Genomic DNA, 26,253 nt, shown 5'->3' with positions numbered 1-26,253 from the left:
TCATCCTTCCTCGATGTGGCGGGCGCGCAGGGCCCTGACCTTGTGGCGGTTTCCGCAGTGCTCCATGGAGCACCAGCGGCGGCGTCCGGGGCGCGAGGTGTCGACGTAGACGAGGTGGCAGTCGTCCGCAGCGCAGGTGCGGATGCGGTGTGCGAAGGGTCCCGTCAGCAGTTCGACGGCGTCCCGTGCGACGGTGGCCGCCAGTTGGGCGCCGGTGGCCGTTCCGGCCCACTGCCGTTGGCCGTCGGGGGTGATGGCCGGGGCAAGGGCCGGACGGGCGGCTGCCTCGTTGATGGTCCGGAGGTCGCGGGGCGGGTGGGGCTCGCCGGCGGCCCGCGCGACGACCACCCGGAGCAGCGCGTCGCGCAGCATCCGTACGTCGGCCACTTCCGCGTCGGAGATGGACAGGACCGGAGTAGGGGTCAGCCGGGACCTGTCCGCCCAGGCGGCCAGGTCGGCGGGTCCGTGCAGGACCTCGTAATGGCGGTAGGGCCCGGGACCGCCGGTGGTCAGCAGTTCCAGGCACAGCGCACCGGGGTCGAACCGATAGGCGGCACCGGAACGGGAGTGGAGCGTCAGGCCCGGGGTGGGCAAGGAATCCATGTAACCACTATAACCGGTTACGCTGGAGCGTGCGGGGCGACCGAGGAGTTCCCCCCGCCCCGCACGGGCTTCCCCGGACCGGCCGGAACGGGGGTGGCATCCGCCCCCGTCAGTCGCCCGACTGGATGTCCCCACGCGTCGAGGAGGTGATCGGCTCGCGCTGGGCGAAGTCGCCGGGAGGGATGCCCGGGTGGTGGTCGCCCTCCACGGGTTCCACGGCTGCGGCCGGGCCGAGGGCCAGTCGGGAGACGATGCGGTAGCGGTCGCCCCGGTAGAGGGAGTGCACGTACTCGACGGGGCGGCCGGCGGTGTCCGAGGTCAGCCGCTCGAAGAGGAGGGCCGGGGAGAGCTCCGGCACGTCCAGGAGGCGGGCCTCGGCGCGGGTCACCACGGTGGGTTCGATCGCCTGCACCGCCTCGTGGACGTGGACGTCGTGGCGTTCGCGCAGGTGCTGGTACAGGTCGCCGTTCTCCAGCTCGTCGGCGGAGAGGCCGGGCACGAGTTCGGCTCTGATGTGCAGGTGCTCGATGGCCATGGGCGCGCCGTCGACCAGCCGCAGCCGTGCCACGTACACGATGTCCGCGGCCGGTGACATGCGCAGCTTGCGGCCGACCCGGGCGCCGGCCTGGAGGGTGGTGAACTCCAGCAGCCGGCTCGACCAGGCCCCGGCCGCCTGCGGGACCGAGAGCGCGAGGTCCGCCGAGATCAGTTCCTGGGTGATCTTCTCGGGCGCGACGAACATGCCCCGGCCGTGCTCGCGCACGAGGAGTCCGGCGGCCACCAGTTCGTCGACCGCGGCACGCAGAGTGGGGCGGGAGACTCCGAGCGTGGCGCAGAGAGACCGCTCCGAAGGGATGGCGTCGCCCGGACGCCGGGACTCGATCAGTTCCAGGATCGCATCACGGGCTCGCTCCCGCTTGAGCACCGTCCCCGACGCGTCGACGTCCATGCGCTGCCCTCTCCTCACCACGTACTCACTCGATTGTGTGACCACTTGCCGACCTGTCACAGGATCAACTTAACCACTGGTCAGGCCAATTGTCACCGCAATCAGCACCCCGGTCGCCCGCGATCCCTTCAGCGAGATTCCCAAATCACCTCTGTACACAGGGGGTTGACGCCCTCAGAGGTCTATGCCACCTTCATCCACCAACAAGAGGTGAGCTGTCCAGTGACCATCATTGGTCAAGTGGTCAGGTCCTGGTCTCCCCGAGGTGAACCGTGAAGTACCGCTTGCTTGCCGGTGTGTCCGCGTTCGTGCTGGCCGCCGTGCTCAGTGCCTGTGGCTCATCCGACGACTCGTCCGACGCGTCCGGCGACGGCCGGACGACCATCGACGTCTGGCTGATGCGCGACAGCGTCTCGGCCGCGTTCCAGAAGGAGTTCGTGAAGGGCTTCGAGGCCGCGCACCCGGACATCCGGGTCCGGATCCAGACCCAGGAGTGGGACGGCATCGGCGAGAAGGTCACGGCCGCGCTCGCCAGCAACGACGCGCCGGACGTCATCGAGAGCGGCAACACCCAGGTCGCCCAGTTCGCGCAGAGCGGCGGCCTGGTCGACCTCAGCGACGAGGTGGACGGGCTGAACGGCAAGGACTGGCTCCGGGGCCTCGCCGAGCCGGGTGCGTACGAGGGCAGGCAGTACGGTATCCCCTTCTTCGCCGCCAACCGTGTGGTCGTCTACCGCACCGACCTCTTCGAGAAGGCCGGCATCGACGCGAAGGCGATCAAGACCCGCGACCAGTGGATCACGGCCACCGAGAAGCTCAACCGGGGCGGCACGCAGGGCATCTATCTGCCCGGCCAGATGTGGTACGCCCTGGCCGGCTTCGTCTGGGACGAGGGCGGCGACCTCGCCACCGAGTCCGGCGGCACGTGGAAGGGCGCCCTGGACACCCCGGAGGCGCTGCGCGGCATGGAGTTCTACGGGAAGCTCCAGGCGCTCGGCAAGGGGCCGAAGGACTCCGACGAGGACGACCCGCCGCAGGCCGATGTGATGGCGCAGGGCCGGACCGCCCAGGTCATCTCGCCCCCGGGCGGCGCCGGCATCGTCATCGAGAAGAACCCCGGCCTCAAGGGGAAGCTCGGCTTCTTCCCGATTCCCGGCAAGACCGCCGACACCCCGGGGGCCGTGTTCACCGGTGGCTCCGATCTGGTGATTCCCACCGCGTCCGGCAAGCAGGAGGCCGCGCTCGCCTTCATCAAGGAACTCACCGGGGACACCTGGCAGAAGAAGCTCGCCGTCGCCATGAGTTATGTGCCGAACCGCACCTCGCTCGCCTCCTCGGTGGCCGACGACCCGGGCGCGGCCGCGATGGCGGTCGGGGCGGCGAACGGCCATGCCACGCCGAACACACCGGGCTGGGCCGCCGTCGAGGCGGAGAACCCGATCAAGGACTACATGGCGGCCGTGCTCACGGGCGCGGACCCGGCGAAGGAGGCCGCCAAGGCGTCCGCCGACATCACCCGGGCCATGAGCACCGATTCCTGATCCCTCCCGGCCCCACCGCCTCATGCAACCGTCCGTCCATCCACCCGAATCGTCGAGAGGAGGCGTGCCGTGTCGGTCATCCGGGAACGGACCGCACCCCCCAGTCCCCTGCGCCGGACCGTTCCCGGCCTGTCCGGACCGCCGCCCCGCCGAGCGCGGCGATCCGGGGAACGGCGTGGCCTGCTGCCGTACGCCCTGATCGCACCGGCGGTCGGCGGGATGCTCTACCTGCTGGTCTATCCGCTGCTGCGGGCCGTGCTGATCTCGCTCCAGGACTTCCGGCTGCGGCAGCTGATCACGGGTGACGCCGAGTTCGTGGGGCTGCGCAACTACCGCACGCTGCTGTCGGATCCGCGCTTCTGGGAGGTGGTCCGGCGCACCTTCGTGTTCATGGCGGTCAATGTCGTCCTGATCATGGTGATCGCGACGCTGGTCGCCCTGATGACCGAGCGCCTGGGGCGGATCGCGCGGACGGTGGTGCTCGGTTCGCTGGTGCTGGCGTGGGCCATGCCGGTGATCGCGGCCACCACGGTCTTCCAGTGGCTGTTCCACTCCGAGTTCGGCATCGTCAACCATCTGCTGACCGGGGCGGGCCTCTCCTCGTTCGACCGCTATCCGTGGTTCGCGCACGGCACCACCGCCTTCGCCGTCCTGGTGCTGCTGATCGTGTGGCAGTCGGTGCCGTTCGCGGCGGTCACCGTCTACTCCGCGCTCACCACGGTCCCGGCCGAGCTGTACGAGTCGGCGCGGCTGGACGGGGCGGGCGCCGTCCGGATCTTCCGCTCGGTCACCTTTCCCGTCCTGCGGCCGATCTTCCTCCTGGTGTTCTCACTGGAGGTGATCTGGACGTTCAAGGCGTTCGTCCAGATCTGGGTGATGACCCGGGGCGGTCCGGGCGACGCCACCACGATCCTGCCCGTGTACGCGGTGCAGACCGCGCTCGCCGGCCAGCGCTACGACCTGGGCTCGGCCGCCTCGATGGTCACCGTGGTCCTGATGTCCGGGGTGCTCGTCCTCTACTTCCGCCAGATGCTCCGCCAGGAGGACGAGATCCGATGAGCCGTGCCCGTACCGCGCGCCTGCGGCGGATTCCGCTGAACGCCGCCGCCGCCCTGACCGTCCTGGTCTGCCTGTTCCCCGTCTACTGGATGATCTCCACCGCGTTCAGGCCGGCCCGGGACATCCAGTCCTCAGACCCCAGGCTGTTCCCGCGCACCTGGACGCTGGACCATTTCCGCACGGCCGTGCAGGCCGACGGCTTCGGGATGTTCTGGCGCAACAGCCTGCTGGTGACGGCGAGTTCGATTCTCCTGGCGCTGGTGGTCGCGCTCGCTTCGGCGTACGCGGTGGCCAGGCTGCGCTGGAAGGGCCGGCGGCAGTTCATGCTCATGGTGTTCATCGCGCAGATGGCGCCCTGGGAGTCACTGATCATCCCGGTCTACATCATCTCCCGGGACACGGACATGCTGGACCGGCTGCCCACCCTGACCCTCGTCTACTTCATGGTGACGCTGCCGTTCTCGGTGATCGTGCTGCGCGGCTTCATCGGGACCATTCCGCCGGAGCTGGAGGAGGCCGCGCAGGTCGACGGCTGCACCCGGGCCGGTGCCTTCCGGAGGGTGGCGCTTCCCCTGCTCGCGCCGGGGCTGATGGCCACCTCGCTGTTCGGCTTCATCACCGCGTGGAACGAGTTCGCGTACGCCAACTTCCTGATCATCAAGCACCAGGACAGCCGCACGCTGCCGGTCTGGCTCTCGTCGTTCCAGAACACCTTCGGCACCGACTGGGGCGCCACGATGGCCGCCTCCACCCTGTTCGCCCTGCCCGCGCTGGTGGTCTTCCTGGTGCTCCAACGCCATGTCACCTCCGGCTTCGCGGCCGGCGCCGTCAAGGGCTGACCGACCCCCAGCTCCCCTTCCGGAGGCCCCGTATGCCCGCACCCCGCCCCGAACACACCCTCGTCCCCCGCCCGCGGAAGGTCTCCTCCCGCTCGGGCCGCTTCACCCTCGCCCCGAACACCGGCATCCGCGCCCATCCGGGCGCGGAGGGCGCGGCCGACCTGCTGCGCACCCTGATCGGCCCCACCACCGGGCTGCCGCTCGCCCCCAGTGCCGCCGGCCGCGTGGTGCTCGCCCTCGAACCGCGGCTGAGCGGCCTCGGCGAGGAGGGGTACGGGCTCACGATCGGCCCGGACACGGTTCTGCTGCGGGCGGCCCGGCCGGCCGGGCTGCTGTGCGGCGTCCAGACGCTGCGCCAGCTCCTGCCCGCCGAAGCGCTCGCGCCGGGAGCCCGGAACGGGGGTTCCTGGACGCTGCCGTGCGTGGAGATCAGCGATGTGCCGGCGCATCCGTGGCGCGGCACGATGCTCGATGTGGCCCGGCACTTCCAGCCGGTCTCCTACCTGCGTCGTTACGTGGACCTGATGGCACTGCACAAGCTGAACACGCTGCATCTCCACCTCACCGACGACCAGGGCTGGCGGATGCCCGTCGCCGCCTATCCGAAGCTCACCGGGATCGGCGGCCACCGGACCCAGTCGATGGCCGGTCCCCCGGGCGGGCCCTTCGAGCATTTCGACGGCGTCCCGCACGCGGGGGCGTACACCACGCGGGAGTTGCGGGACCTCGTCCGGTACGCGGAGGCGCGCGGTGTACGGGTGGTCCCGGAGATCGAGATGCCGGGCCACGTGCGCGCGGCCCTGGCGGCCCATCCGGAACTGGGCAACGATCCGTCGCGGCGGCTGGGCGTGTGGACCCGGTGGGGCGTGTGCGACACGGTGTTCGGGGTCCACGAGGAGGTCTTCGACTTCTGCCGGACGGTGCTGGACGAGGTCATGGACGTCTTCCCGTCGCCGTACATCCACGTCGGCGGGGACGAGTGCCCGACGACCGAGTGGGAGAACAGCCCGGCGGCCCGGGAGCGGGCCTCGGCCGAGGGGCTGCCGGACGCGCGGGCGCTGCACGGCTGGTTCATGGGACGGATCGGGGCGTTCGTGACCTCGCGGGGACGCGTCCCGGTCGGCTGGGCGGAGACCGGCACCGAACTCCCCCGGGACTTCGCCGTGATGACCTGGCGTGATCCGGCCCATGCCCGCGCCGCCGCCCGCCGCGGCCACCGGGTGGTCGCCGCGCACTACCGGGCCACCTACCTCGACTACGCGGAGTCCGCCGATCCCTCGGAGCCCCGCGCGCAGCCGGGTCCTCCGGTGGAGCTGCGCACGGTGCACGGCGACCGTGCGCTGACCGACGGCTGGGATCCCGCCGAGACGGCGCGGCTGCTGGGGACGCAGGCCCAGTTGTGGACGGAGTACGCGCGCACCCCGGACCGGATCGAGTACCGGACGTATCCGAGGCTGTGCGCCCTCGCCGACCGTGCCTGGTCCGGTGGCCGTGACGGCTGGTCCGGCTTCCTCGCCCGCCTGGACCACCACACGGCCCGGCTCGACGCGCTCGGCGTCCGCTACCGCCCCCTGATCCCCCGGCCGCTCACCGCGGCATCCCCAGGAACAGCGCCGCCCCCGTGACAGCACGTCCCACCAGGAACAGCGCCCTCCGAAGACGCACTCCCCCACGACCGTTCCGGAGAGGAACAGACTCATGACGTCATCCGTGAAGAGCCGGCTGCGCGCCGCCGCCGCGGCGGCCGCCACCGCGGCTCTGGGCTGTACGGCCCTGGCCGCCGTCCCCACGCCGGCGGGCGCCGCCGGCGAGCCGATCGCGGTCCAGTACCGCAGCGGTGCGTCCGGTGCGACGGCCGACCAGAGCGAGCCCTGGCTGAAGGTACGCAACACGGGCAGCGGGTCCGTGCGGCTCAGCGACGTGAGGATCCGCTACTACTTCAAGGGCGACGCGGTGGGCGAGGTCTACCGGTTCGCCTGCTCCTGGGCGGTGAAGGGGTGCGCGAACGTCACGGGGACGTTCGGCACGCTCGCGAAGCCGACCGCGACCGCCGACCGCTATCTGGAGATCGGCTTCACGGCGGGCGCGGGTTCGCTGGCGCCGGGTGCCGACTCCGGTGATCTGCAACTGCGGTTCTACCGCGCGAACTGGCAGCCGCTGACGCAGAGCGACGACTACTCGTTCGGTGCCGGTTCGACCGCGTACGCCGACTGGTCGAAGGTGACCGCGCAGCTCGGCGGGGCCACGGTCTGGGGCACGCCTCCGGAGGGCAACGACCCCACCGATCCGACGGACCCGACCGACCCCACGGACCCGGGTGAGGACGGGCCGACGCTGTTCGACGACTTCAACTACGCCGGCCACACCGACCCGCAGATCGCGGCACACGGCTGGAGCGTCCGCTCCAACGCGGGCGGGCCCGGCGTGCCCGGGGCCACCTGGGCGCCGGACAAGGTCACGTTCGCCACGCAGAGCGGCAACTCCGTCATGAACCTGGAGACGTCGACGGCGGGCACCGGCGAGTCCACGAAGCAGACCGAGATCCTGACCCGGTCGATGAAGTTCCGCAACGGCACCTACGCGGCGCGCGTCAAATTCGACGACGCGCCGAAGTCGGGCCCGGACGGCGACCACCTCGTCCAGACGTTCTTCACCATCAACGACCTCAAGGCTCCGATGGCGGACGACTACGCGGAGTACGACTTCGAGTACCTGCCCAACGGCGGCTGGGGCGAGAGCGGCAACATCCTCTACACGACCTCCTGGGAGACGTACCGGCCCGACCCGTGGGAGGCCGTCAACCAGCACACCGAGTCCCGTCAGAGCTACGCCGGCTGGCACGACCTGGTGGTGACCATCGACGACAGCGCGATCACGTACTACATCGACGGACAGCTCTTCGGCACACACGGAGCGGCCTACCTTCCGGAACGCGGCATGTCGATCAACTTCAACCAGTGGCTGATCGATCTGGCCGGGCAGACGAGCACCACGCCCCGCGCGTACGACCAGCAGGTGGACTACGTCCTGCACGTCAAGGACCAGGTCCTCACTCCGGCGCAGGTGAACGCCAGGGTGGCCGCGTTCCGCACAGCCGGGACGACGTTCCAGGACACGGTTCCGGCCGGGTGACCCGGTAGCGGGAGCGAGCGGGGCGGGGCGGACGGCCGACGGGCTTCCGCCCCGTTCCCCGCTTGCCATTCCTAGGGCTCCTCGTCTATACCTAGGACTCCTAGGAAATGGGGAGGGCGCATGGTGCGGGCCGGGCTGACGGCGGACCGGGTGACGAGGGCCGGTGCCGAACTCGCGGACGAGGTCGGCCTCGATCAGGTGACCATGTCTCAGGTGGCGCGGCGGCTCGGGGTGAAGGACGCGAGTCTCTACACGCATGTGCGGGGACTCGACGATCTGCGGGGCAGGATCGCCCTGCTCGCGGCGGACGAGAAGACGATCCGTATCGCGGAGGCGACTGCCGGACGTTCGGGCAGGGACGCGCTCGTGGCCTTCGCGAACGCCTGGCGGGAGTACGCCCACGCGCATCCCGGCCGTTACACGGCGACCCAGACCCCGATGGAGATCGACCCGGGTCTCCTGGCGGAGGCTTCCGGACCGCGACGCGCGGTGGAGCTGACCTACGGCATGCTGCGCGGCTACGGGCTGGCCGAACCCGACGCGACCGACGCGGTCAGGCTGCTCCGCAGCACGTTCCACGGCTTCGTCGCCCTGGAGGCGGCCGGCGGGTTCGCGCACCGGCGCTCGCCCGAGCAGTCCTGGGTCCGCGCTCTCGACGCCCTTCACACCCTGTTGGAACACTGGCCCGTATCCCGGGAAGGAACGTCCTCATGACCGGCCCGACCACCGGAAGCCTGCGGGTGAACGGAGCGACCCTGCACTACGAGGTACGCGGGCGGGGCCCGCTCCTGCTGCTGGTCCCCGGCGGCACGGGCGGCGCGGCCTCGATGGACGCCGTCGCCGACACGCTGGCCGCCGCGTACACGGTGGCGACGTACGACCCGCGCGGCATGTCCCGCAGCACCTTGGACGACCCCGAAGCCGAGCAGCGGGTGACCGAACACGCGGACGACGCCTACCGGTTGCTGAATCACCTGTCGCCCGACGAGCCGGCCCGGATCTTCGGCGCCAGCTCGGGCGCGATCGTCGCCGTACACCTCCTCACCGCCCACCCCGAACGTGTCGCACGCGTCGTCGCGCACGAACCTCCGCTGGTGGAGGTCCTGCCGGACGCCGCCCGGCATCGCGTGCTCGTCGCCCGCGTGCGGGACACCTTCCGCACGCAGGGGCTCATGCCCGCCGTGGCCGTCTTCGCCGCGGGTCTCGCCGGGGACGGCGGCACCACCACGCCCGAAGCCGAGCTCAGGCTCCCGCCGCAGGCCGCCGCGCGGGCCGAGCAGACGCTGGCGGACCTGCCGTACTTCGTCGGACGCATCGTGCCCGCGTTCATGTCGTACGCCCCGGACCTCGACCGCCTGGCCGCCCTCGCCGACCGGCTCGTACTCGCCTGCGGCGAGGAGTCGCGCGGAGAGCTGACGTACCGTCCGGCCGCCTTCCTCGCCGAGCGCCTGGGGCTGGAACTGCAGCACTGTCCGGGCGGCCACACCGGGCTGACCACGCATCCCGGGGAGTTCGGGGAGGTCCTCGCGAAAATGCTCCGGGACTGACCGTCGTCCTGTGGGTGTGCCACGCCGCGACGCAACGCCGTCGATCGCACGGGGATGCGCATCGTCCGGCCGAGGCACGGCCCGGATCACCGGGGCGTGCCTGAGCGTTGCTGCCCGCGCGGACGCGTGGGTCAGAGCGCCTTCGCCTCCAGGTGGTACGAAGTGTCGACCCAGAAGCCGCTCGTGGACCTGCCTCGGATCTCCAGCACGTACTCGCCAGGAGTCAGCGGCCCGATGCCGCACCAGATGCCCCAGGCGAAGCGACGCGTCAGCCCCGTCCGGAACGAGGTGGATATCTCGTGCAATGCCAGCGGAAGACCGTTGAGGGACGCTGTGGCCTCAGCCACTGTCAGGGACTGGGGGACCTTCGAGTACGCCCTGGTGTGCTGCATGTTGATCACGGGGAAGAAGAGCGGCCGGTCGAAGGGGACCGCACAGCGCCGGACCACACGGCCGCACACGGCCGCCGTAGGTGCCTGCGAGGAACCAGAGGTCGTTCGGCTGCTTCCACGCGGCGTGTTCCCCGGTCAGATCCTGGACCGGGCTGAGGTCGTCCGGAGCCGAGAGCGCCCACTTCCACCATCGGCCCGCAAGCTCCTCGCCCTCCTCGCCGTTCAGCTCCCACACGCTGTCGACCGACTCCGTGCCACTCATGATTCCCCTCCTGATCGCTCTGCTCGTCCTCGCAGCCGTCGACCGGGGCCAGAACGTCGACCAGGGACTCGAACCCCGCCGAGACGCGAGTCGAAGACGTCACAAGAGCTTCCCGGCAAGTCAAGGACAGAGTGATGCCATCCCACCACACACCACTGACATCACCGTCCACGGGCCTCCGTAGCGGGTGGGCCGCGCGGGAAACCGTCGCCCGGACCGAAGGGGAGAAGCGGCCACCCATCCGCCGGCCCGTCGGCTACGAAGAACAGGCGAAACGCACTCAGGTTTCCAGGGCCGGACCGCCCCACGGGGTGGTCCGGCCCCGTAACAGCGACGGCACAAGGACCGGCATGCAATGGACGCCCCGCCCTCCGACGGCCACCCCGGGCCGCCTCTTCGTTCTCTCGCCACGGCCGGAGCCCCACAGGTGAACCAACCGATCCCCCTGAGCGACGGGCGGTCCCGAGGGGCCTCCGGTCGCGATCTCGTCGATGTCATGCAGAAGGTGGCCCACGGTGACAAGGAGGCCTTCTCCGTTCTCTACGACGCTCTCGCACCGTTGGTGTTCGGGATCGTGGTCAAGGTGGTGCGCGACCGTTCCCAGTCCGAGGAGGTCGCCCAGGAAGTCATGATCGATCTGTGGCGGCAGGCGGCGCGTTACCGGTCGGGGTCCGGCTCCGTCGTGACGTGGGCGGCCACGATCGCGCATCGGCGGGCCGTGGACCGGGTTCGCTCCGCGCAGGCCGCCACGGCCCGTGAGCAGGCTCAGGCGGCCCGCGAGCACGCGACCGCGTTCGACGAGGTGGCGGAGCAGGTCGAGACGCGTCTGGAGTCGGAGCAGGTGCGCCGATGTCTGCGGGGTCTGACCGAACTTCAGCACCAGGCGGTGACGCTGGCCTACTACCAGGGGCTGACCTACCGTGAGGTCGCCGAAACGCTGCGCACTCCGCTTCCGACCATCAAGACACGCATGCGGGACGGGCTCATCCGGCTCCGCGACTGCATGGGGGTGACCACATGAAGCACCACGCCACCGACGCCCACACCCTCGCGGCCGCCTACGCTCTCGGCGCGCTCGACGACGGGGAGCGGAGAGCCTTCGACGCCCATCTGCGGGGCTGTGAGCCCTGCCGGCAGGAAGCCGTCGAGTTCGAGGCGACCGCGGCCCGTCTGGCGGCGGCCGTGTCCCAGCCGCCGCCCGCCGCGGCCAAGGCACAGGTCATGGCGGCCGTCGACGGGGTCCGGCAGCTGCCGCCGCGCGTGGCCGCCCCCGCTTCCGCGGGGCCGTCGCTCCGCAGGCTGCTGAGCCGCCGCGCCGTTCCCCTGGCGCTGGCCGCCTGCGTGGCAGCCGCCGCGCTCGGCGGAGTCGCCGTCTGGCAGCTGAGGAACGGGCAGGACCTCAGGGACCGGGCCCGCCAGTCCCAGCGGCAGCTCGACACGGTGACCGCGCTCCTCGCGGCCCCCGACGCGCGCACCGTCCACGGGCGGACCGAGAACGGTGCGCTGACCACCGTGGTCTCCTCCGACCGGCAGAACAGGGCGGTCTTCACGGCCGCCGGTCTTCCCGCGCCCGGGCCCGGGAAGACCTACCAACTGTGGCTCGACCACAACGGCACGATGCGCCCCGCAGGGCTCATCGACCACGACGGCACCGTCGTCCTCGCCGGGAACCCGGCCGACGCCGGTGCCGTCGGGCTCACCCTCGAACCTGCCGGGGGTTCTCCCCGGCCCACCACCGATCCCCTGCTCCTGATGCCTCTGTCCGCCTGATCGCCCAGGCCGCCGCGCCCTTCCGCGGTTGCCCGTACGGGGCAACGCACCGACGTCCGCACGGTCTCCCCGGCCCCCGGGGAGACCGTCGGTGGCGTACGCCTGCCCGGCGGGCACCCGGAAACGCCCGGCCGCACCTCGCGCAAGCGCGACGCGTTCCTCGGTTCGCTCTCCTCCTGGCGACCGCACCGTCCACGGGTCACCGCACCGCTTCGGATCTCCCCCAATCCGGCCGCCGGGCCGCTGCGAAGTACAGATGAAGCGCGGCAGCCGGGCGGCGTGTGGAGTGAGGAGCACCTGGAGTGGAAGTGCGGAAAGTGGCCGTGGTGGGAAGCGGAGTGGCGGGACTGACCGCGGCCCACGTCCTGGCGTCCTCGTGCGAGGTCACCCTGTACGAGGGGGACCACCGGCTCGGCGGTCACGCCCATACGCACGAACTGCCGGGCCCCGGCGGGGACATGGTGGGGGTGGACTCGGGGTTCATCGTCCACAACGAACGGACCTATCCCACGCTGCTGCGGCTGTTGCGAGAACTGGGCATCGGCACGCAGGACGCCGAGATGAGCATGTCGGTACGGTGCGACGGCTGCGGTCTGGAGTACGCGGGGGCGCGCGGACCGGCCGCGCTGTTCGCTTCGCGGGCCGCGCTGAGGGGCCGCCATCTGCGGCTGCTGGCCGAGGTACCGGTCTTCCACCGCGGTGCCCGGCGTGTCCTGGCGCGCGGGGCCGACGCGGACCTCACATTCGGGGGCTTCCTGCGGTCGGGCGGCTTCTCCCGCTATTTCGTCGGCCATTTCGCTCTGCCGCTGGTCGCCGCGGTGTGGTCCTGCCCCGCGCGAACGGCGCTGAATTATCCGGCCGCCTATCTGTTCGCGTTCCTCCACCATCACGGTCTGCTGTCCGTGACCGGCTCCCCGCGGTGGAGAACCGTCACCGGCGGCTCCGCCGCGTACGTCGCCGCCGCCGCGAAGCGCATCCAGCGCGTCCACACCTCCAGCCCCGTCAGCACGGTCCGGCGCACCGGCCGGGGCGCCCTGGTCACCGCCGCGAACAGGGGCACGGACGCGTTCGACGGCGTCGTCATCGCCACCCACCCCGATCAGGCGCTGCGCCTGCTGGGCGATCCCACGCAGGAGGAGCGGCGGGTTCTGGGCGCGTTCAGGTACGCGCGCAACCCCACGGTGCTGCACACCGACACCACCGTGCTGCCGCGCTCGCCGCGGGCCCGTGCCTGCTGGAACTACCGGATGTCCGGCTGCGACCCGTCCGCGGAGCCTGTACGCGTCAGTTACGACATGCGGCGCCTGCAGCGGCTGCCCGACGGGGCCGACTACGTCGTCACCCTCGGCGGGGAGGACGGGATCGCCGCCGACCGGGTGGTGGAGCGGATGGTGTACGAGCACCCGCTGTACACGTCCGCGTCCGTCGCGGCTCAGAAGCTGCTGCCCCGTCTGAACGACGGGATCACCGCCTACGCGGGGGCCTGGCACGGTTGGGGTTTCCACGAGGACGGCTGCCGCTCCGGTGTCGCCGCCGCCCGCTCCCTGGGAGCGCGGTGGTGACCGGGGCCGAGGCGCCCGTGGCGGCGTTGTACGACTGCGTGATCTCGCACACCCGCACCACGCCGCTGCGGCGCACGTTCCGGCACCGCACCTATCTGTGGTGTGTGGACCTGGACCGTCTGCCGGTGTTGCCCCGGCCGGTGCGACCGCTCGCCCGGTTCGACGCCCGCGACCATTTCGACGGGACGTCCGGCACGATCCGCTCGGGGCTCGACGCCTGCCTCGCCGCCCACGGCATCGACCTGGACGGCGGGCGCGTCACGATGCTGGCGCACGCCCGGGTGTTCGGGTTCGTCTTCAATCCGCTCAGTGTGTTCTGGTGCCACGACCGCTCCGGCGTCCTGGTGTGTGTCGTGGCGGAGGTCCACAACACCTACGGACAGCGCCACTGCTACCTGCTGCGCCCGGACGGTTCCGGTGCGGCGGAGGCCGACAAGGCGTTCTACGTCTCGCCGTTCCTCGCGGTCGAGGGCCGCTACCGGATGCGGTTGCCGCTGCCCGGCGAACGGCTCGCGCTGGCCGTGCACCTCGACCAGGCGCCGGGTCGGGTGTTCAGCGCCGTCGTCCGGGGCCGCCGGCGCCCCGCCGCCGTGTCCGCCCTGCTGTCCGCCGCCGTCCGCAGACCGTGGTCGACGGCCGCCGTCCGGGCCGGTATCGGCCGCCACGGCATCGCCCTGCTCCTGCGCGGTCTGCCCGTACATCCCCGCCCCCGGTCGACCCCGCAGAAGGGAACGCCCTCATGACCCAGCACTCCCCCGCATCCTCGGGTCCCGCCGCGCCGTCCGGCCGCGCGGTCGGAGTCCCCGCGCCGAACGGGCCCGGTCGGCGGACGTCTCCGGCGTCGGGCACCCGTCGCGCCGCGCCCGCCGTACGCCGTGCCGAAGTCGACGCGGAGCGCTGGCCGGACGTGGCGCGGGACCCGTCCGCGGGGGCCGTGCGGACGGTGGTGGCCCGCGCACTCGTGGGACGGGCCCTGAACCGGCTCGGCCTCGCCGCGCCCGGGGCCGGCGCCACGGGCCGGCTGCTGACGGTCCACGACCCGGACGCCTTCCATCGGCGGATCGCCCGCGACGGCCTCATCGGCTTCGGCGAGTCCTACATGGCCGGGGAGTGGGACAGCGACGACCTGGCCGGCGCACTGACCGTGCTCGCGGACCACGCCGACGCGCTGGTCCCGGCCCCGCTGCGGCGGCTGCGCCGCCTGTGGGTCTCCGCCCGGCCGGCCGCCGACCGCAACACTCGCGCCGGGGCCCGCGCGAACATCCGGCGCCACTACGACCTGTCGAACGACCTGTTCTCCGCCTTTCTCGATCCCACCCTGTCCTACTCCTCCGCCCTCTTCACCGCCTTCCCGGCCCGAGCCGCCGACCTCGCTGAAGCGCAGCACCGCAAGATCGACCGGCTCCTGGACCTCGCCGGGGTCGGCGACGGGACCCGGCTGCTGGAGATCGGCACCGGCTGGGGCGAACTCGCCCTGCGGGCCGCCGCCCGAGGGGCCCGGGTCACCACCCTGACCCTCTCCGCCGAACAGGCCGGCCTCGCCCGCGCCCGGATCGCCGCCGCCGGGCTCTCCGACCGGGTCGACGTCCAACTGCGCGACTACCGCGACGCCGAGGGCCGCTTCGACGCGGTGGTGAGCGTGGAGATGATCGAGGCCGTCGGCGCGGAGTACTGGCCGTCCTACTTCGCCGCGCTGCGCCGTGCCCTGGCCCCCGGCGGCAGGATCGCCCTGCAGTCCATCACCATGGGCCACCAGCAGATGCTGCGCACCGCCGCCACGCACACCTTCATCAGCAAGTACGTGTTCCCCGGCGGCCTGATCCCCTCCCGCCGGGCCCTCTCCGAGCACTCCGCCGGTGCCGGGCTGACGACGACCGCCGACCACGGCTACGGCGCGCACTACGCGGAGACCCTCCGGCTGTGGCGCGAGCGGTTCACCGCCGCCCGGCCCACCCTCGCCGCGCTCGGCTTCGACACCGTCTTCCAACGGATGTGGACGTTCTACCTCGCCTACTCGGAAGCCGGATTCCGCTCCGGCTACCTCGACGTGCGCCATCTGCTCCTCATCGAAGGGACCCCCCGTTGAAGTCCGCCGCCGATTCCCTCGCCCGCCTCATCGGCCACATCGTCCCGGGCCCCCTCCCCGTACGCGTCCACGCCTGGGACGGCAGCCGGTCCGGCCCCGCGGACGCCCCGCTCGTCACGGTCCGCTCCCCCGACGCGCTGCGCCGGCTGATCCGGCGGCCCGGTGAACTCGGCCTCGCCGAGGCGTACATCGCCGGCGACCTCGATGTCGAGGGGGACCTCGCCGACGCCCTGTCACAGGCCGGCCGGACCCTCCGCGACCGGCCCGCCACGCGCCTCCGGCCGGCCGGCCTGGCGGCGGCCGCCGCCCTCGCCGTGCGTCTCGGCGCGGTCGGGCCGCCCCCGCCCCGTCCCGGCGGGCGGGCCCGCCCGGCCGGCCCGCTGCACAGCACCTCCCGCGACCGGGCCGCCATCAGCCACCACTACGACCTGTCCAACGACTTCTACGCGCTCCTCCTCGACCCGTCCATGGCGTACTCCTGCGCCTACTGGACCCGCCCCGGCGATCCCGCGTACACCCTCGCCGACGCCCAGCGTGACAAGCTCGATCTGATCTGCCGCAAGCTGGCCCTGCGCGCCGGGGACCGGCTGCTCGACGTGGGCTGCGGCTGGGGTTCGCTCACCGTGCACGCCGCCCGCGAGCACCGGGTGCGCGTCACCGCCGTCACGCTCTCGCGGGCCCAGCGGGACTTCGTCGCCGAGCGGGCCGCGCGCGAGGGGGTGGACGATCTGGTGGACGTCACCCTCCGGCACTGGCGGCACGTGGACGGCGCGGGCTACGACGCGGCGGCCGCCGTCGAGATGGGCGAGCACGTCGGCGCCGCGGAGTACCCCGCCTTCGCCGCGAAGCTCCACGGCGTGCTGCGTCCCGAGGGCCGGCTGCTGGTCCAGCAGATGTCCCGAGGCGCCCACGCCCCCGGAGGAGGGTCCTTCATCGAGACGTACATCGTCCCGGACATGCACATGCGCCCCGTCGGCCGGACCGTGGACCTGCTGGAGGACGCGGGGCTCGAAGTCCGCTCCGCCGAATCCCTCCGCGAGCACTACACGACCACGATCGACGCCTGGCGCGCCGCCCTCGAAGACCGCTGGGAGGAGGTCCGGGCGCTGGTCGGGGAGACCACCGGCCGGGTGTGGCGCCTCTACCTGGCCGGGGCCTCGCTCGCCTTCGCCGAACGCCGGATGGGCGTCGACCAGATCCTCGCCGTGCGTCCGACCCGTGAGGGGGCTTCCGCCATGCCGGCCACCCCCGTCACCTGGTACGCCGCACGGGGTGCGGAGTGACCGGTACCGACTGGGGTGCCCTCGGCCTCAATCTCGCCTGCTGCGCGGTCGCGATGGGTTCGATGTTCCTCGTGACCTTCGCCGTGGCCGTCCGCCGGGGGCTGCACCGCGTCGTCGACATCGCCTGGGGTCTCGCCTTCGCCGTCGTCGCCACCCTCACGTGGCTGCTCTCCGCCGGGCACGGCGACGACGGGCGGCGGCTGCTCGTCGCCGCGGCCACCGCGGTCTGGGGGCTGCGCCTGGCCGCGCACATCGCGCGGCGCTCCCGCGGCCACGGTGAGGACCCGCGCTACAGCGCCCTCCTCGACAAGGCCCGCGGCAACCGGACCCGGTACGCGCTGCGCACCGTCCATCTCACGCAGGCGTGCCTGGTCTGGCTGATCTCCCTGCCCGTCCAGGCCGCGTCCTACAGCTCCCGTCCCCTGGGCGCCCCGGCCCTCTGCGGGATGGCGCTGTGGGCCCTCGGGCTCGGATTCGAGGCCGTCGGGGACGACCAACTGGCCCGATTCAAAAGGGATCCCGCCCACCGGGGACGCATCATGGACCGGGGTCTGTGGGCCTGGACGAGACACCCCAACTACTTCGGCGACAGCCTCGTGTGGTGGGGGCTGTACCTGCTGGCCTGTACCGCCTGGCAACCTGCTCTCATGGTCCTCCTCTCCCCGGTCCTGATGACCCTTCTCCTGACCGTCGGCAGCGGCAAGCGCCTCCTGGAGAAGCACATGGCCGATCGCCCCGGCTACGCGGAGTACGCCGCACGCACCAGCGGATTCCTGCCGCGGCCCCCGCGCAGAGCCGCGACGGCCCGGCGGACGGGCACCGGATGAGCCGGGACCCGTCCGACGGTGTAAGGGAACACCGCGCCCTTGTGCTCTCCCGGCCGCCGGGCCCGGCCGCGGCCGCGGCGGTCCTCCTCCTGCACGGGGGTCGCGCCGACTCCCTCGCGCCACCGTCTCCGCTCAACCTGCCGGGTCTGCGGATGCGCCCGTTCGCCCGTGCGATGACGCGGGACGCCCGCCTCGCGGACGCGCTGATCGCCTCCGTCCGTTACCGGGTGCGCGGCTGGAACGGGCACCGGGCCGATCCCGTCCTGGACACCCGGCGCGCCCTGGAGGAGCTGCGCCGTGCTGCCGGGCCGCTGCCCGTGGTCCTCGTCGGGCATTCCATGGGCGCCCGAGCGGCGCTGCGTGCCGCCGACGAACCCCACGTACGGGGTGTTGTCGCCCTCGCCCCCTGGTGCCCGCCGGACGAGCCGGCCGGGCATCTGACGGGCCGTACGGTCATGGCCCTCCATGACGAGGCCGACCGGATCACCTCCGCCACGCAGACCTGGGACTGGCTCGCCCGCGCTCGTACGTCCGGTGCCCGTGTCCGGGGCATCCGCATGCCCCGCGGCCGCCACGCGATGATCCGCGACGCCCGCCTCTGGCACCGCCTCGCCACGGACTGTGCCGCCACGGTCCTCGGTCTCCCGGCACCGACCGGCGGCACACCGTACGAGGAGGTCTCCTGGAGTGCCGAACCGGTCGATGCCCATGACGTCCTTCTCCCCGGCCGGTGATGCGCGCCGGCACCGGGCGGTGGGAGTCCGGAGCCCGGCAGGCCCCGAACGCCCAGGTCCGGTCCCGGTCCTGACGGATTTCGGCCAAGATCCCGGATCGGTGGGGAACTTCTCCGTATCCCCGCTAGTTTCTACATTGTTGTAGAAACCAGTTCGGTGGAACACCGCATCCGGAGGAACGCCCGTGGCCCTGTGGGACCGCATCAAGGAATCCGCGTCAACCATGCAGACGCAGTTGATGGCGAAGAAGAACGATCTGAAGTCCGGTGCCTTCCGTGACGCGTCGATGGCGATGTGCGCCCTGGTGGCGGCGGCCGACGGCACCGTCGACCCGTCCGAGCGCCACCGGGTCTCCCAGCTGATCACGGGTAACGAGGTGTTGCAGAACTTCGACGCCGCCGACCTGCAGCGGCGGTTCGACGCCAACCTCGACCGGCTCCTCGCCGACTTCGACCTCGGCAAGGTGAGCGTCCTTCAGGAAGTCGCCAAGGCGAAGAAGAAGGAGAACGAGGCACGCGCGGTCATCCAGATCGGCATCGTCATCGGCGGCGCCGACGGTGATTTCGACCAGCAGGAGCGAGCAGTCGTGCGCGAGGCCTGTCTGATGCTGGGCGTGGCGCCGCACGAGTTCGATCTGTAGGAGCCGGTGCGGCACCCCGGACCGGCAGGTCGAACGCCTGTCGTTCCGGGGCCCGTTCACATGGGTGTCGCCGCGCGGAGCACCGCCAGCAGGGTGATGGTGGAGTTCGCCGACGACAGGGCCGACAGGACGGTGCCCGCGCCCGCCGTCCATGAGGCGATGCCGACGCCGGTGAAGAGCGGGGGCCAGCTCCGGGCGACCGGGGCCGGTGCGAGCAGGGCGGACATCCGCCGGGGCACCTGGCCCGGTGCCGCCATCGCGGGAAGCACCGCGGCGGCGCCCACCGGCGGGAAGAGCGCGGCCCTGCCGATGGCCCGCGCCACGACGGTGCGGTCGCGCAGCACGTCCGCGGCGTCCTCGTCCGCCCACCGCTCCGTCGTGAACGAGACGGCCGTGCACAGCGGGCGCAGGAACGGGTTGCAGCGAGCGGCCAGCCGCGCCGCGAGAACGTATCGGTGGTGGTGGCCGGTGAGATGCGCCCGCTCGTGGGCGAACAGCGCCCGCCGTTCGCGGGGTTCGAGCGCGCCGAGCAGTCCCGTGGTCACGACGATGCGCCCTCCGGTCCGGCCGGGGAGAGCGTGCGCGTAGGGGCGCTCGTCGGGAAGCACGACCACGGCCGTGGGACGCAGATGTGCCAGGGCCCGGTGGGCACGCCGTCGTACCCGGCAGTCGCCCGAAACGACCCTCGCGCCGCCCAGGAGGGCGAGCAGAAGAACGGGGATGGCGGCGATCCCCACGGCTTCGTCGTGCGGGATCACGGCCCGTACCGCGGGCGACGACCAGCCGTCGGGCAGCGGGTTCCCCGGCAGCTGGGCGGTGCCGGCCACCACCAGAAGGGCGAGGCACAGGGTGGAGCATGCCGCCATCACGACGCCCACACCGGTGAGCAGGCGGGTGGCGGTCCGCGGGTGCAGCCGCGCCGACGCGAGGTGGGCGACGGGCCAGGCAGTCACGGGAAGGACCAGCGGAAGGAGCACGAACACGCCCACCGGCTCAGCCCGTCCCCGTCTCGTCGTCCGTGCGCCGCAGGAGTTCGCGGACGGTCCGCTCGTCGGACTCGGAGAGCGACACCAGAAAACTCGCCAGCACGGCATCCCGGTCGGGCTCGCTGTCCAGCACCCTGCGCATCTTCATCGCGGCGAGTCCCGCCCCGTCGGCCGCCGGTGACCACCGGAAGGACCGCCCGCTGCGGACGCGGGTGACCACCTGTTTGCCGAGCAGGCGGGCCAGGATGGTCACGACGGTGGTGTGGGCGAGGTCCCCGGGGACGCGTTCGCGGATCCAGCCCGCCGTGACAGGCTCCCCCGCTTCGTGCAGCAGGTCGAGTATCTGCGCTTCCAGTTGTCCGTGCCGGCGCCGTGAGGGACGGGGCGAGGGGGGCGACACGATGGGGCCTCCTGCACGATGACTGCCCGTACGCGATGGCGCACCAGGGGCGGGAACGCGTCATCGTATCCAATGCCGGGCCTGCCGTCGGTTCGGCGCCGCCCTCGACGGCGGGGTGCGGCCGCCTGGAGACCGCCGGTCGCGGTCGGTTGGCGCGCGCCACGGCGGGGCGGGCGACGGCAGCGCCATCGGCAGGGCCGCCTCCCGCACCGGAATCGGTAAAGGCACAGCAAAAGACGCTCGTCAAGGGCCTATACCGGCACTCCCGACAACACCTTTCGGCCTTTCGCGCAGGGCGATGCCGTCGAGCGCTCGAAGCGGGGTCACAGCGCCCTATGCTCTACACAGTTGTAGAAAGTGGGGGTCGGTGACGACGCTCGCGCGCGCTCCACGTCCCTCTCTTCCCACCCTCGCACGCATATCAAGGGAGTGAACGCCTCGATGGTGTTCAAACGACTGCTCGGCTCACTCGGCGTGGGCGGCCCCACGGTCGACACCGTGCTCACCCCGGGAGCCACGACTCCCGGAGGGAGCCTCTCAGGCCACGTTCATCTCCGGGGCGGCAGCGGCGACTTCGACATCGACCACATCGCCCTGGAACTCGTCGCCCGTGTCGAAGCGGAACACGACGACGGCGAGAGTCAGGGCGTCGTCGCGTTCGACCGGTTCACCGTCGGCGGAGGCTTCCGTCTGCACGCCGGCGCCGAGCAGAGCCTGCCGTTCACCGTGCACCTTCCGTGGGAGACCCCCATCACCGAGTTGTACGGCCAGGGCCTCGGCATCGTCCTGGGAGTGCGCACCGAACTCTCGGTCGCCGGCGCCCGCGACAAGGGCGACCTCGACCAGCTCGCTGTCGCCCCGCTCCCTGCCCAGGAGGCGATCCTCGAAGCCTTCGGCCGGCTCGGCTTCGGCTTCGGGTCCGCCGACCTGGAGTACGGCCGCATCAGCGGCACCGGACAGCAACTCCCCTTCTACCAGGAGCTGGAGCTGACGCCCGCCCCCCAGTACGCCCACGCGGTGAACGAGATCGAGGTCACCTTCCTCGCCACCCCCGGCGGCATGGAGGTCGTCCTCGAAGCAGACAAGCGCGGCGGCCTCTTCACCGAGGGCCACGACGCCCTCACACGGTTCACCGTCGGCCACGACGGCGTTCAGCACCAGGACTGGACCGCGCTCGTCGACGGGTGGGTACGGCAACTCGTCGAGCACCGCGCACCCCACGACGGCCACCCCTCCTACGACGCGGTCCATGCCCCGCACGGCCACCACGGCGATCACCATCACCATGAGGACGGCCACCGCTCCGGCCCCGGCATGGGCACCGTCGTCGCGGTGGGAGCGGCGGGCCTCGCCGTCGGTGTCGTCGGCGGCATGGTCGCCGCCGAGGCCGTCGACGAGATCGGTGACTTCTTCGAGGGCGACGACGAGGGCGGGGAGGACTGACCGTGTTCGGAATCAGCGAGCTGGCGATCGTCCTGATCGTGGTCGTCGTGGTGCTCGGTGCGAAGAAGCTGCCGGAACTGGTCCGGTCCGCCGGCTCATCGGCCCGTATCTTCAAGGCGGAGGCCAGGGCGCTCAGGAACGAGGACGAACGCGCCGACGGAGCGTCCGCCCCGCCGCGCGTCATCCGGGGCGAGACGGTCTCCCCGCGAGACACCGGGCCGGGCCCCTCGCCTCGGTAGCCGACCGAGGCCGTCGGGGACGGCATACCGACGTGGCGGACGCGTACCGACGCAGAACGCGTCGTCGAGGGCCTCGTCGATCCGATCAGGATGCTCGGCCCGTCGAAGGGGTCATCCTCCTTCGTAGCGTGCAGCGAGGGTTCGCGCCGTCTGTGCGATGCGGTTACGCAGGTCGGCCGGTGCCAGGACCTCGATGTCGGCGCCCAGCCGCAGGAACTCCCGATGGGCGTGGTCGATGGACTCGATGGGCACGGAGGCCTCCGTCCATCCGTCGCTCGTGGGTGTCACACCGAGAAGGCGGGCGCCCTGCGGCGTCAGCCGTACCAGGGCTTCCGCGGTGTGGAGTCGGGCCCGGAAGCCGGCGAGGTAGGCGTTCCAGTGGCCGGCCAGGTCGAAGCCGGCCGGAAGGGAGAACTCTTCGTCCAGCGGCCGGACTCCGAGGATCTGGTCGACTCGGTAGGTGCGGATCCCGCACGGTCCGTCGGCGACCAGGTACCAGCGGCCGGCCTTGAGGACGAGTCCGTACGGTTCGACCCGCCGCTCGATCTCCTCCGGCGCGCGCCAGCGCCGGTACCGCAACTCCACCGCGCGCCGCGCCCACAGCGCGGCGGCGACGGTGGCCAGGTGCGGCACCTGGTCGGCGGAGCCGTACCAGCCGGGGGCGTCGAGCAGGAAGCGCTCCTGGATGCGTTCGGCGTGCTCGCGCAGTTCGGCCGGAAGGGCCGTACGCAGTTTGAGCAGGGCGGTGGTGAGCGCTTCGCCGAGGCCGAGTTCGGCGGCGGCGCCGGGGAGGGCGACGAGGAAGGCGGCCTTCGCCTCGTCCACGGTCAGTCCGGTGAGCCGTGTCCGGTAGCCGTCGACGAGGCGGTAGCCGCCCGCGTGCCCGGCGGCACCGTACAGCGGGATACCGGCGGCGCCGAGCGCGTCGACGTCCCGGTAGACCGTCCGGACGGAGACGTCCAGTTCCTCGGCCAGCTGCCGGGCGGTCATCCGGCCCCGGTTCTGGAGAAGCAGAAGGAGGGTGACCAGCCGGCTCGCGCGCATGCCGTTCAGTATCCACTGACAGAAGATGTCAGCAGACCGGCTCTAGCCTGCGGCCCATGGACGACAACTGGATCACGGACCTCACACGCACCGGGCGGGCCACCGCATGAGCATCGTCGAACTCCGGCAGTACACCCTGCGTCCCGGCGCCCGGGAGACGCTGATCGAGCTGTTCGAGCGCGAGTTCGTGACGGGTCAGGAAGCGGTCGGCATCACGGTCGGCGGCCGGTTCCGCGACCTGGACGACCCGGACCGTTTCGTCTGGCTGCGTGCCTTCCCCGACATGGCACATCGCCGGCGTGCGCTGGAGGCGTTCTACACCGGCCCGGTGTGGCGGGAGCACCGCGACACCGCCAACGCCACCATGATCGACAGTGACGACGTGCTGCTGCTGCGCGGTCCGGGTTTCATGCCGCAGCCGGGCGCGCGCGAGGTGAGCGCGACCGTCTGCCACCCCGCCGGCGCGGCCGCCTTCGACGCGTACGCCGTCCGGCACCTGGGACCGCAGCACGCGCTGCACCGTACCGAGCACGCCGAGAACGACTTTCCCCGCCTGCCCGTCCGGACCGGGGAGGACGTCCGCGTCTGGTTCGGCCGGGCAGAGTCGGCCCCTTGGCCGGCCCGGCGGCTCCGATTGGAGCCGGTGGGACCTCGGGACTCCTCACGCACACGCTCGTGAAACGTGCCGTCCGACGGGCGCGGCGAGATATGCGAGACGTGCCGCCGGCTGTCTCACGGAGGTTCCCGCACGAACCCTCCCGCGCTCGGCCGTCCCCGGCAGTGCACCGCTCAGCGCAGGACGATGCAGAAGGGGTGTCCTGCCGGGTCGGTGAGGACCCGGGCCCTGTCACCGTGCGGCTGGTGATCCGGCTTTCCCGCACCCAGTTCCAGGAGACGGGCCTCGGCCTCGTCCAGGCTCTCCGCGACCTTGAAGCAGATGTGAAGTTGCTGCGGGACGCCACCGTCGGGCCAACTCGGGGCCCGGTAGTCCTCGATCCGCTGGAAACCGATGAAGAGTCCGTCTCCTCGATTGAGGCCGGCGAACTCGGCATCCGACTTCGGGTGCGGCTCAAAGCCCGTGGCCTTCTGGTAGAACGCCGCCAGAGCCAGTGGATCAGGGCAGTCCAGCGTTATCGCGACCAGTTCCATCCCCAGGGACATGCGACCTCCGAGCCGATTCGTGAACTGCTGGGCACGCCGTGGAGGAAGCTCCTCGGCGTTGCGCGGAACGGGAAAGGGTGTGGTGGTTCTCGTTCCGCCCGGGCCGTAAGCACAGCAGGTCAGGGCCTTCACATGCCAGCAGATATCCGGGACGGGCGGCAGGCGGCTGCCCATGACCCCTTGGGCGACTGCCTACGGACCCTCTGGTCGATCGTCGGGCAGTGTGCGCAGCCAGCAGCGATTGACGAGTTCGATCAGCTTGCTGCGTAGCGGTTCGCGTTCGGCCTTTACGCTGACGTCCGCCGCCACCAGGAGGCGGCAGAGCCGCAGCGTGCAGGAACCGGGTTCAACTCCCAGCTTCTGCTGCGGGCCTCGTGCTCAGGAACTGCTTCGCCGCTTCGACGGCTTCCCGGTTGAGCTCCTCGACGGACACTCCCCAGCTCTCCTCCCATTCGTCCAGGTTGAGAGCGTGCGCGACGAGAGATTGCAGCTCTTCGGGGTAGCCGAGGTCGTAGGCGACGTCTGCCCAGATGAGGTGGGTGCCGGTGGCGGGGGCCAGGGTTCCGTCGGCTATCTGACCGGCGATCCAGTAGGCCATCGCCCACTTTGCGGCCCGAGGGTCGGCGGGCGGACGGAAGAGCAGTCCCAGCTCCTCCAGTACCTGCTCGAAGAGCGCCGGCGCTTCGGGTTCCTCGCTGCGGAGGAGGCCGGCCAGCATGGGGAGGGAGGGACTCTCGACCTCGGCCATGAGCACGTCAAGCCCTGCCTGGATGAGTCGGTCGGACCCGACGTGCCTACCGAATGCCCGCTCGCACCCGATGTGGCTGAGCTGCTTGAGGGCATCATCGCGGGTCATCAGAGTCTTCTCGGTCGGGATTCTGGGGACAGAAGAGTCGCACATCCGTCGGCGGTGCTGCATCGCCTTTCTCTTCGGCCCAACCACGCTGACAGACGATCTTCTCCGCGGACTCTCACTCACGACCAGCACGAGTACCCCGGGGCCCGGCCACACCACCCCGCTGACCTGCCAATTCAAGTTGGCGGAGGCTCACTGATCGAAGGTGTCGCTCTGCTCCCACGCCTCCATGAACTGGTCGTGCACCTTCAGCTCACGTCCTCGGCCGGGGCTCGTCAGAACGATGGTCTTCGCCTCCGCGAGCGATGTCGGGCCCGCCCCCAGCAGTTCACTCGTGATCACCACCGCGTCGAGCACCTCGATCCGGCGCTCACACAGGAGTTGCTGCACGACTGCCATGCCGTCGTTCCCGGACAAAAGCGATCTGAATTCGTCGACGAGACGTTCGAGGCGGGCCGTTCTCTCCCGGGTCAGACCTCTGATCGCCATCAACTGCCACCGATACGGTCCTGTTGTTGCTCCGCGTGGTCCCTTATGTCGTTCCCCGGCCACGCGGATGCGGACGGGTCGTCAGTTCTCCGTCGGCACCCGGACGTCGTAGACCAGCGCATACACGATGTCCCGGGCCTGCCGCAGGTCGTAGCCCGTCGCGTCGACGATCACCTTGACCGCCCGGATGGTGTCGCCGCCCAGCATGAACATGCGCGCGTCGGTCTGCGCTTCGGCCGGAACCGGCAGGGCGCGGGCCCGCCGTGGGTCCACGCTCCGTGGAATCTTCGGCAACCCGCCCTCGTTCCTCCTGGCCCCCAGCACCACAAGCCCCCACCCGTCCATCCGTTCGGCCACGCTCGTGGAGCGCATCCTATGCCGCCGGGCGCGCGGCCGAAGGTGGCGTCTG

General features: G+C 71.5%; 29 protein-coding genes. 19 read left to right on the top strand and 10 right to left on the bottom strand.

Translation table 11 applies throughout. The features are described from left to right. Both ACFVDM_RS11870 and ACFVDM_RS11865 read right to left on the bottom strand, forming a co-directional pair. Positions 1-603 (bottom strand): CGNR zinc finger domain-containing protein, encoded by a 603-nt coding sequence (locus tag ACFVDM_RS11870; RefSeq protein ID WP_383636621.1) that lies wholly within the window; start codon positions 601-603, stop codon positions 1-3. Between the two features lie 109 nt (positions 604-712). Continuing rightward, complete coding sequence (locus ACFVDM_RS11865) at positions 713-1,552, bottom strand: GntR family transcriptional regulator (protein WP_383636618.1); 840 nt, start codon at positions 1,550-1,552, stop codon at positions 713-715. A 272-nt stretch (positions 1,553-1,824) separates the two neighbouring features. On the opposite strand from ACFVDM_RS11865, the gene ACFVDM_RS11860 reads away from it, so the two are divergent. The 7 genes from ACFVDM_RS11860 to ACFVDM_RS11830 all read left to right on the top strand — a co-directional run bounded on the left by ACFVDM_RS11860 (position 1,825) and on the right by ACFVDM_RS11830 (position 9,670). Continuing rightward, entirely contained in the window at positions 1,825-3,093 is a 1,269-nt protein-coding gene (locus ACFVDM_RS11860; protein WP_383636615.1) for an extracellular solute-binding protein, read from the top strand. Between the two features lie 69 nt (positions 3,094-3,162). Next, positions 3,163-4,152: a carbohydrate ABC transporter permease gene (locus ACFVDM_RS11855; protein ID WP_383636611.1), complete on the top strand. Its 990-nt coding sequence runs from the start codon at positions 3,163-3,165 to the stop codon at positions 4,150-4,152. Continuing rightward, on the top strand, positions 4,149-4,991 hold the full coding sequence (locus ACFVDM_RS11850; RefSeq protein WP_383636608.1) for a carbohydrate ABC transporter permease: 843 nt from the start codon (positions 4,149-4,151) through the stop codon (positions 4,989-4,991). Before ACFVDM_RS11855 ends, ACFVDM_RS11850 begins: the two co-directional genes overlap by 4 nt. 32 nt (positions 4,992-5,023) lie before the next feature. Further along, positions 5,024-6,616 (top strand): beta-N-acetylhexosaminidase, encoded by a 1,593-nt coding sequence (locus tag ACFVDM_RS11845; protein ID WP_383636605.1) that lies wholly within the window; start codon positions 5,024-5,026, stop codon positions 6,614-6,616. A gap of 73 nt (positions 6,617-6,689) precedes the next feature. Next, positions 6,690-8,123 carry a cellulose binding domain-containing protein gene (locus ACFVDM_RS11840; RefSeq protein ID WP_383636602.1) on the top strand — a complete coding sequence of 478 codons (1,434 nt, stop codon included), beginning with the start codon at positions 6,690-6,692 and terminating at the stop codon, positions 8,121-8,123. A gap of 120 nt (positions 8,124-8,243) precedes the next feature. Further along, the gene (locus ACFVDM_RS11835) at positions 8,244-8,837 is read left to right on the top strand and encodes a TetR/AcrR family transcriptional regulator (protein WP_383636599.1); all 594 of its coding nucleotides are present in this window, start codon (positions 8,244-8,246) and stop codon (positions 8,835-8,837) included. Next, positions 8,834-9,670 carry an alpha/beta fold hydrolase gene (locus tag ACFVDM_RS11830; RefSeq protein ID WP_383636596.1) on the top strand — a complete coding sequence of 279 codons (837 nt, stop codon included), beginning with the start codon at positions 8,834-8,836 and terminating at the stop codon, positions 9,668-9,670. Before ACFVDM_RS11835 ends, ACFVDM_RS11830 begins: the two co-directional genes overlap by 4 nt. A 131-nt stretch (positions 9,671-9,801) precedes the next feature. On the opposite strand, the gene ACFVDM_RS11825 is transcribed toward ACFVDM_RS11830, so the two are convergent. Continuing rightward, the gene (locus ACFVDM_RS11825) at positions 9,802-10,017 is read right to left on the bottom strand and encodes a hypothetical protein (RefSeq protein ID WP_383636593.1); all 216 of its coding nucleotides are present in this window, start codon (positions 10,015-10,017) and stop codon (positions 9,802-9,804) included. A 752-nt stretch (positions 10,018-10,769) separates the two neighbouring features. Between ACFVDM_RS11825 and sigK the strand changes: the two genes are divergently transcribed. From sigK to ACFVDM_RS11780, 9 genes are all read left to right on the top strand, one after another. After that, positions 10,770-11,345 (top strand): ECF RNA polymerase sigma factor SigK, encoded by a 576-nt coding sequence (sigK, locus tag ACFVDM_RS11820; RefSeq protein ID WP_383636813.1) that lies wholly within the window; start codon positions 10,770-10,772, stop codon positions 11,343-11,345. Further along, complete coding sequence (locus tag ACFVDM_RS11815) at positions 11,342-12,094, top strand: anti-sigma factor (protein ID WP_383636590.1); 753 nt, start codon at positions 11,342-11,344, stop codon at positions 12,092-12,094. Before sigK ends, ACFVDM_RS11815 begins: the two co-directional genes overlap by 4 nt. A 308-nt stretch (positions 12,095-12,402) precedes the next feature. After that, a complete protein-coding gene (locus ACFVDM_RS11810; protein WP_383636810.1) occupies positions 12,403-13,656 on the top strand; it encodes an NAD(P)/FAD-dependent oxidoreductase in 1,254 nt (417 codons plus the stop codon). Then, positions 13,653-14,399: a DUF1365 domain-containing protein gene (locus tag ACFVDM_RS11805; protein WP_383636587.1), complete on the top strand. Its 747-nt coding sequence runs from the start codon at positions 13,653-13,655 to the stop codon at positions 14,397-14,399. The genes ACFVDM_RS11810 and ACFVDM_RS11805 overlap by 4 nt, the downstream gene beginning before the upstream one ends. Then, positions 14,396-15,742, top strand: a complete 1,347-nt coding sequence (locus tag ACFVDM_RS11800; protein WP_383636584.1) for a class I SAM-dependent methyltransferase — start codon at positions 14,396-14,398, stop codon at positions 15,740-15,742. Before ACFVDM_RS11805 ends, ACFVDM_RS11800 begins: the two co-directional genes overlap by 4 nt. Then, positions 15,739-17,025, top strand: coding sequence for a class I SAM-dependent methyltransferase (locus ACFVDM_RS11795; protein WP_383636581.1), 1,287 nt, complete (start codon positions 15,739-15,741; stop codon positions 17,023-17,025). Before ACFVDM_RS11800 ends, ACFVDM_RS11795 begins: the two co-directional genes overlap by 4 nt. Continuing rightward, positions 17,022-17,852 (top strand): DUF1295 domain-containing protein, encoded by an 831-nt coding sequence (locus tag ACFVDM_RS11790; RefSeq protein WP_383636578.1) that lies wholly within the window; start codon positions 17,022-17,024, stop codon positions 17,850-17,852. Before ACFVDM_RS11795 ends, ACFVDM_RS11790 begins: the two co-directional genes overlap by 4 nt. A gap of 41 nt (positions 17,853-17,893) precedes the next feature. Further along, complete coding sequence (locus ACFVDM_RS11785; protein ID WP_383636575.1) at positions 17,894-18,586, top strand: alpha/beta hydrolase; 693 nt, start codon at positions 17,894-17,896, stop codon at positions 18,584-18,586. A 184-nt stretch (positions 18,587-18,770) separates the two neighbouring features. Beyond that, a complete protein-coding gene (locus ACFVDM_RS11780; RefSeq protein ID WP_383636572.1) occupies positions 18,771-19,226 on the top strand; it encodes a tellurite resistance TerB family protein in 456 nt (151 codons plus the stop codon). Between the two features lie 56 nt (positions 19,227-19,282). Here the strand turns inward: ACFVDM_RS11780 and ACFVDM_RS11775 are convergent, their stop codons facing one another. Beyond that, complete coding sequence (locus ACFVDM_RS11775) at positions 19,283-20,215, bottom strand: M56 family metallopeptidase (protein ID WP_383636569.1); 933 nt, start codon at positions 20,213-20,215, stop codon at positions 19,283-19,285. Between the two features lie 4 nt (positions 20,216-20,219). Further along, complete coding sequence (locus ACFVDM_RS11770; RefSeq protein WP_383636567.1) at positions 20,220-20,612, bottom strand: BlaI/MecI/CopY family transcriptional regulator; 393 nt, start codon at positions 20,610-20,612, stop codon at positions 20,220-20,222. Between the two features lie 441 nt (positions 20,613-21,053). On the opposite strand from ACFVDM_RS11770, the gene ACFVDM_RS11765 reads away from it, so the two are divergent. Both ACFVDM_RS11765 and ACFVDM_RS11760 read left to right on the top strand, forming a co-directional pair. Then, positions 21,054-22,055, top strand: coding sequence for a sporulation protein (locus ACFVDM_RS11765; protein ID WP_383636564.1), 1,002 nt, complete (start codon positions 21,054-21,056; stop codon positions 22,053-22,055). 2 nt (positions 22,056-22,057) lie between these two features. Next, the gene (locus ACFVDM_RS11760) at positions 22,058-22,294 is read left to right on the top strand and encodes a twin-arginine translocase TatA/TatE family subunit (RefSeq protein WP_383636562.1); all 237 of its coding nucleotides are present in this window, start codon (positions 22,058-22,060) and stop codon (positions 22,292-22,294) included. 111 nt (positions 22,295-22,405) lie between these two features. On the opposite strand, the gene ACFVDM_RS11755 is transcribed toward ACFVDM_RS11760, so the two are convergent. Next, positions 22,406-23,338: a helix-turn-helix transcriptional regulator gene (locus ACFVDM_RS11755; protein ID WP_383636559.1), complete on the bottom strand. Its 933-nt coding sequence runs from the start codon at positions 23,336-23,338 to the stop codon at positions 22,406-22,408. A gap of 106 nt (positions 23,339-23,444) precedes the next feature. Here ACFVDM_RS11755 and ACFVDM_RS11750 point away from each other — a divergent pair, with 106 nt between their 5' ends. Then, on the top strand, positions 23,445-24,017 hold the full coding sequence (locus ACFVDM_RS11750) for an NIPSNAP family protein (protein WP_383636556.1): 573 nt from the start codon (positions 23,445-23,447) through the stop codon (positions 24,015-24,017). 110 nt (positions 24,018-24,127) lie between these two features. Here ACFVDM_RS11750 and ACFVDM_RS11745 read toward each other — a convergent pair whose 3' ends face one another. The 4 genes from ACFVDM_RS11745 to ACFVDM_RS11730 all read right to left on the bottom strand — a co-directional run bounded on the left by ACFVDM_RS11745 (position 24,128) and on the right by ACFVDM_RS11730 (position 26,201). Continuing rightward, the gene (locus ACFVDM_RS11745) at positions 24,128-24,499 is read right to left on the bottom strand and encodes a VOC family protein (protein ID WP_383636807.1); all 372 of its coding nucleotides are present in this window, start codon (positions 24,497-24,499) and stop codon (positions 24,128-24,130) included. A gap of 346 nt (positions 24,500-24,845) precedes the next feature. Beyond that, a complete protein-coding gene (locus ACFVDM_RS11740; protein WP_383636553.1) occupies positions 24,846-25,355 on the bottom strand; it encodes a hypothetical protein in 510 nt (169 codons plus the stop codon). A gap of 192 nt (positions 25,356-25,547) precedes the next feature. After that, positions 25,548-25,754 carry a hypothetical protein gene (locus ACFVDM_RS11735; protein WP_383636550.1) on the bottom strand — a complete coding sequence of 69 codons (207 nt, stop codon included), beginning with the start codon at positions 25,752-25,754 and terminating at the stop codon, positions 25,548-25,550. 171 nt (positions 25,755-25,925) lie between these two features. Next, a complete protein-coding gene (locus ACFVDM_RS11730; RefSeq protein WP_383636547.1) occupies positions 25,926-26,201 on the bottom strand; it encodes a hypothetical protein in 276 nt (91 codons plus the stop codon). Positions 26,202-26,253: the final 52 nt, after the last annotated feature.

Source organism: Streptomyces sp. NPDC057682 (assembly GCF_042799575.1).
In the GTDB taxonomy this organism is placed as follows: domain Bacteria; phylum Actinomycetota; class Actinomycetes; order Streptomycetales; family Streptomycetaceae; genus Streptomyces.
The sequence above is the reverse complement of the archived record's forward strand: the minus strand, read 5'-3'. Positions and strand labels throughout refer to the sequence as shown.

Bases quoted from the DNA above. Each gene is read 5' to 3' on its own strand.
- ACFVDM_RS11870 (WP_383636621.1), bottom strand. From the start codon at position 603: ATGGATTCCTTGCCCACCCCGGGCCTGACGCTCCACTCCCGTTCCGGT.
- ACFVDM_RS11865 (WP_383636618.1), bottom strand. From the start codon at position 1,552: ATGGACGTCGACGCGTCGGGGACGGTGCTCAAGCGGGAGCGAGCCCGT.
- ACFVDM_RS11850 (WP_383636608.1), top strand. From the start codon at position 4,149: ATGAGCCGTGCCCGTACCGCGCGCCTGCGGCGGATTCCGCTGAACGCC.
- ACFVDM_RS11845 (WP_383636605.1), top strand. From the start codon at position 5,024: ATGCCCGCACCCCGCCCCGAACACACCCTCGTCCCCCGCCCGCGGAAG.
- ACFVDM_RS11840 (WP_383636602.1), top strand. From the start codon at position 6,690: ATGACGTCATCCGTGAAGAGCCGGCTGCGCGCCGCCGCCGCGGCGGCC.
- ACFVDM_RS11835 (WP_383636599.1), top strand. From the start codon at position 8,244: ATGGTGCGGGCCGGGCTGACGGCGGACCGGGTGACGAGGGCCGGTGCC.
- ACFVDM_RS11830 (WP_383636596.1), top strand. From the start codon at position 8,834: ATGACCGGCCCGACCACCGGAAGCCTGCGGGTGAACGGAGCGACCCTG.
- ACFVDM_RS11815 (WP_383636590.1), top strand. From the start codon at position 11,342: ATGAAGCACCACGCCACCGACGCCCACACCCTCGCGGCCGCCTACGCT.
- ACFVDM_RS11800 (WP_383636584.1), top strand. From the start codon at position 14,396: ATGACCCAGCACTCCCCCGCATCCTCGGGTCCCGCCGCGCCGTCCGGC.
- ACFVDM_RS11765 (WP_383636564.1), top strand. From the start codon at position 21,054: ATGGTGTTCAAACGACTGCTCGGCTCACTCGGCGTGGGCGGCCCCACG.
- ACFVDM_RS11755 (WP_383636559.1), bottom strand. From the start codon at position 23,338: ATGCGCGCGAGCCGGCTGGTCACCCTCCTTCTGCTTCTCCAGAACCGG.
- ACFVDM_RS11750 (WP_383636556.1), top strand. From the start codon at position 23,445: ATGAGCATCGTCGAACTCCGGCAGTACACCCTGCGTCCCGGCGCCCGG.
- ACFVDM_RS11745 (WP_383636807.1), bottom strand. From the start codon at position 24,499: ATGTCCCTGGGGATGGAACTGGTCGCGATAACGCTGGACTGCCCTGAT.
- ACFVDM_RS11740 (WP_383636553.1), bottom strand. From the start codon at position 25,355: ATGACCCGCGATGATGCCCTCAAGCAGCTCAGCCACATCGGGTGCGAG.
- ACFVDM_RS11735 (WP_383636550.1), bottom strand. From the start codon at position 25,754: ATGGCAGTCGTGCAGCAACTCCTGTGTGAGCGCCGGATCGAGGTGCTC.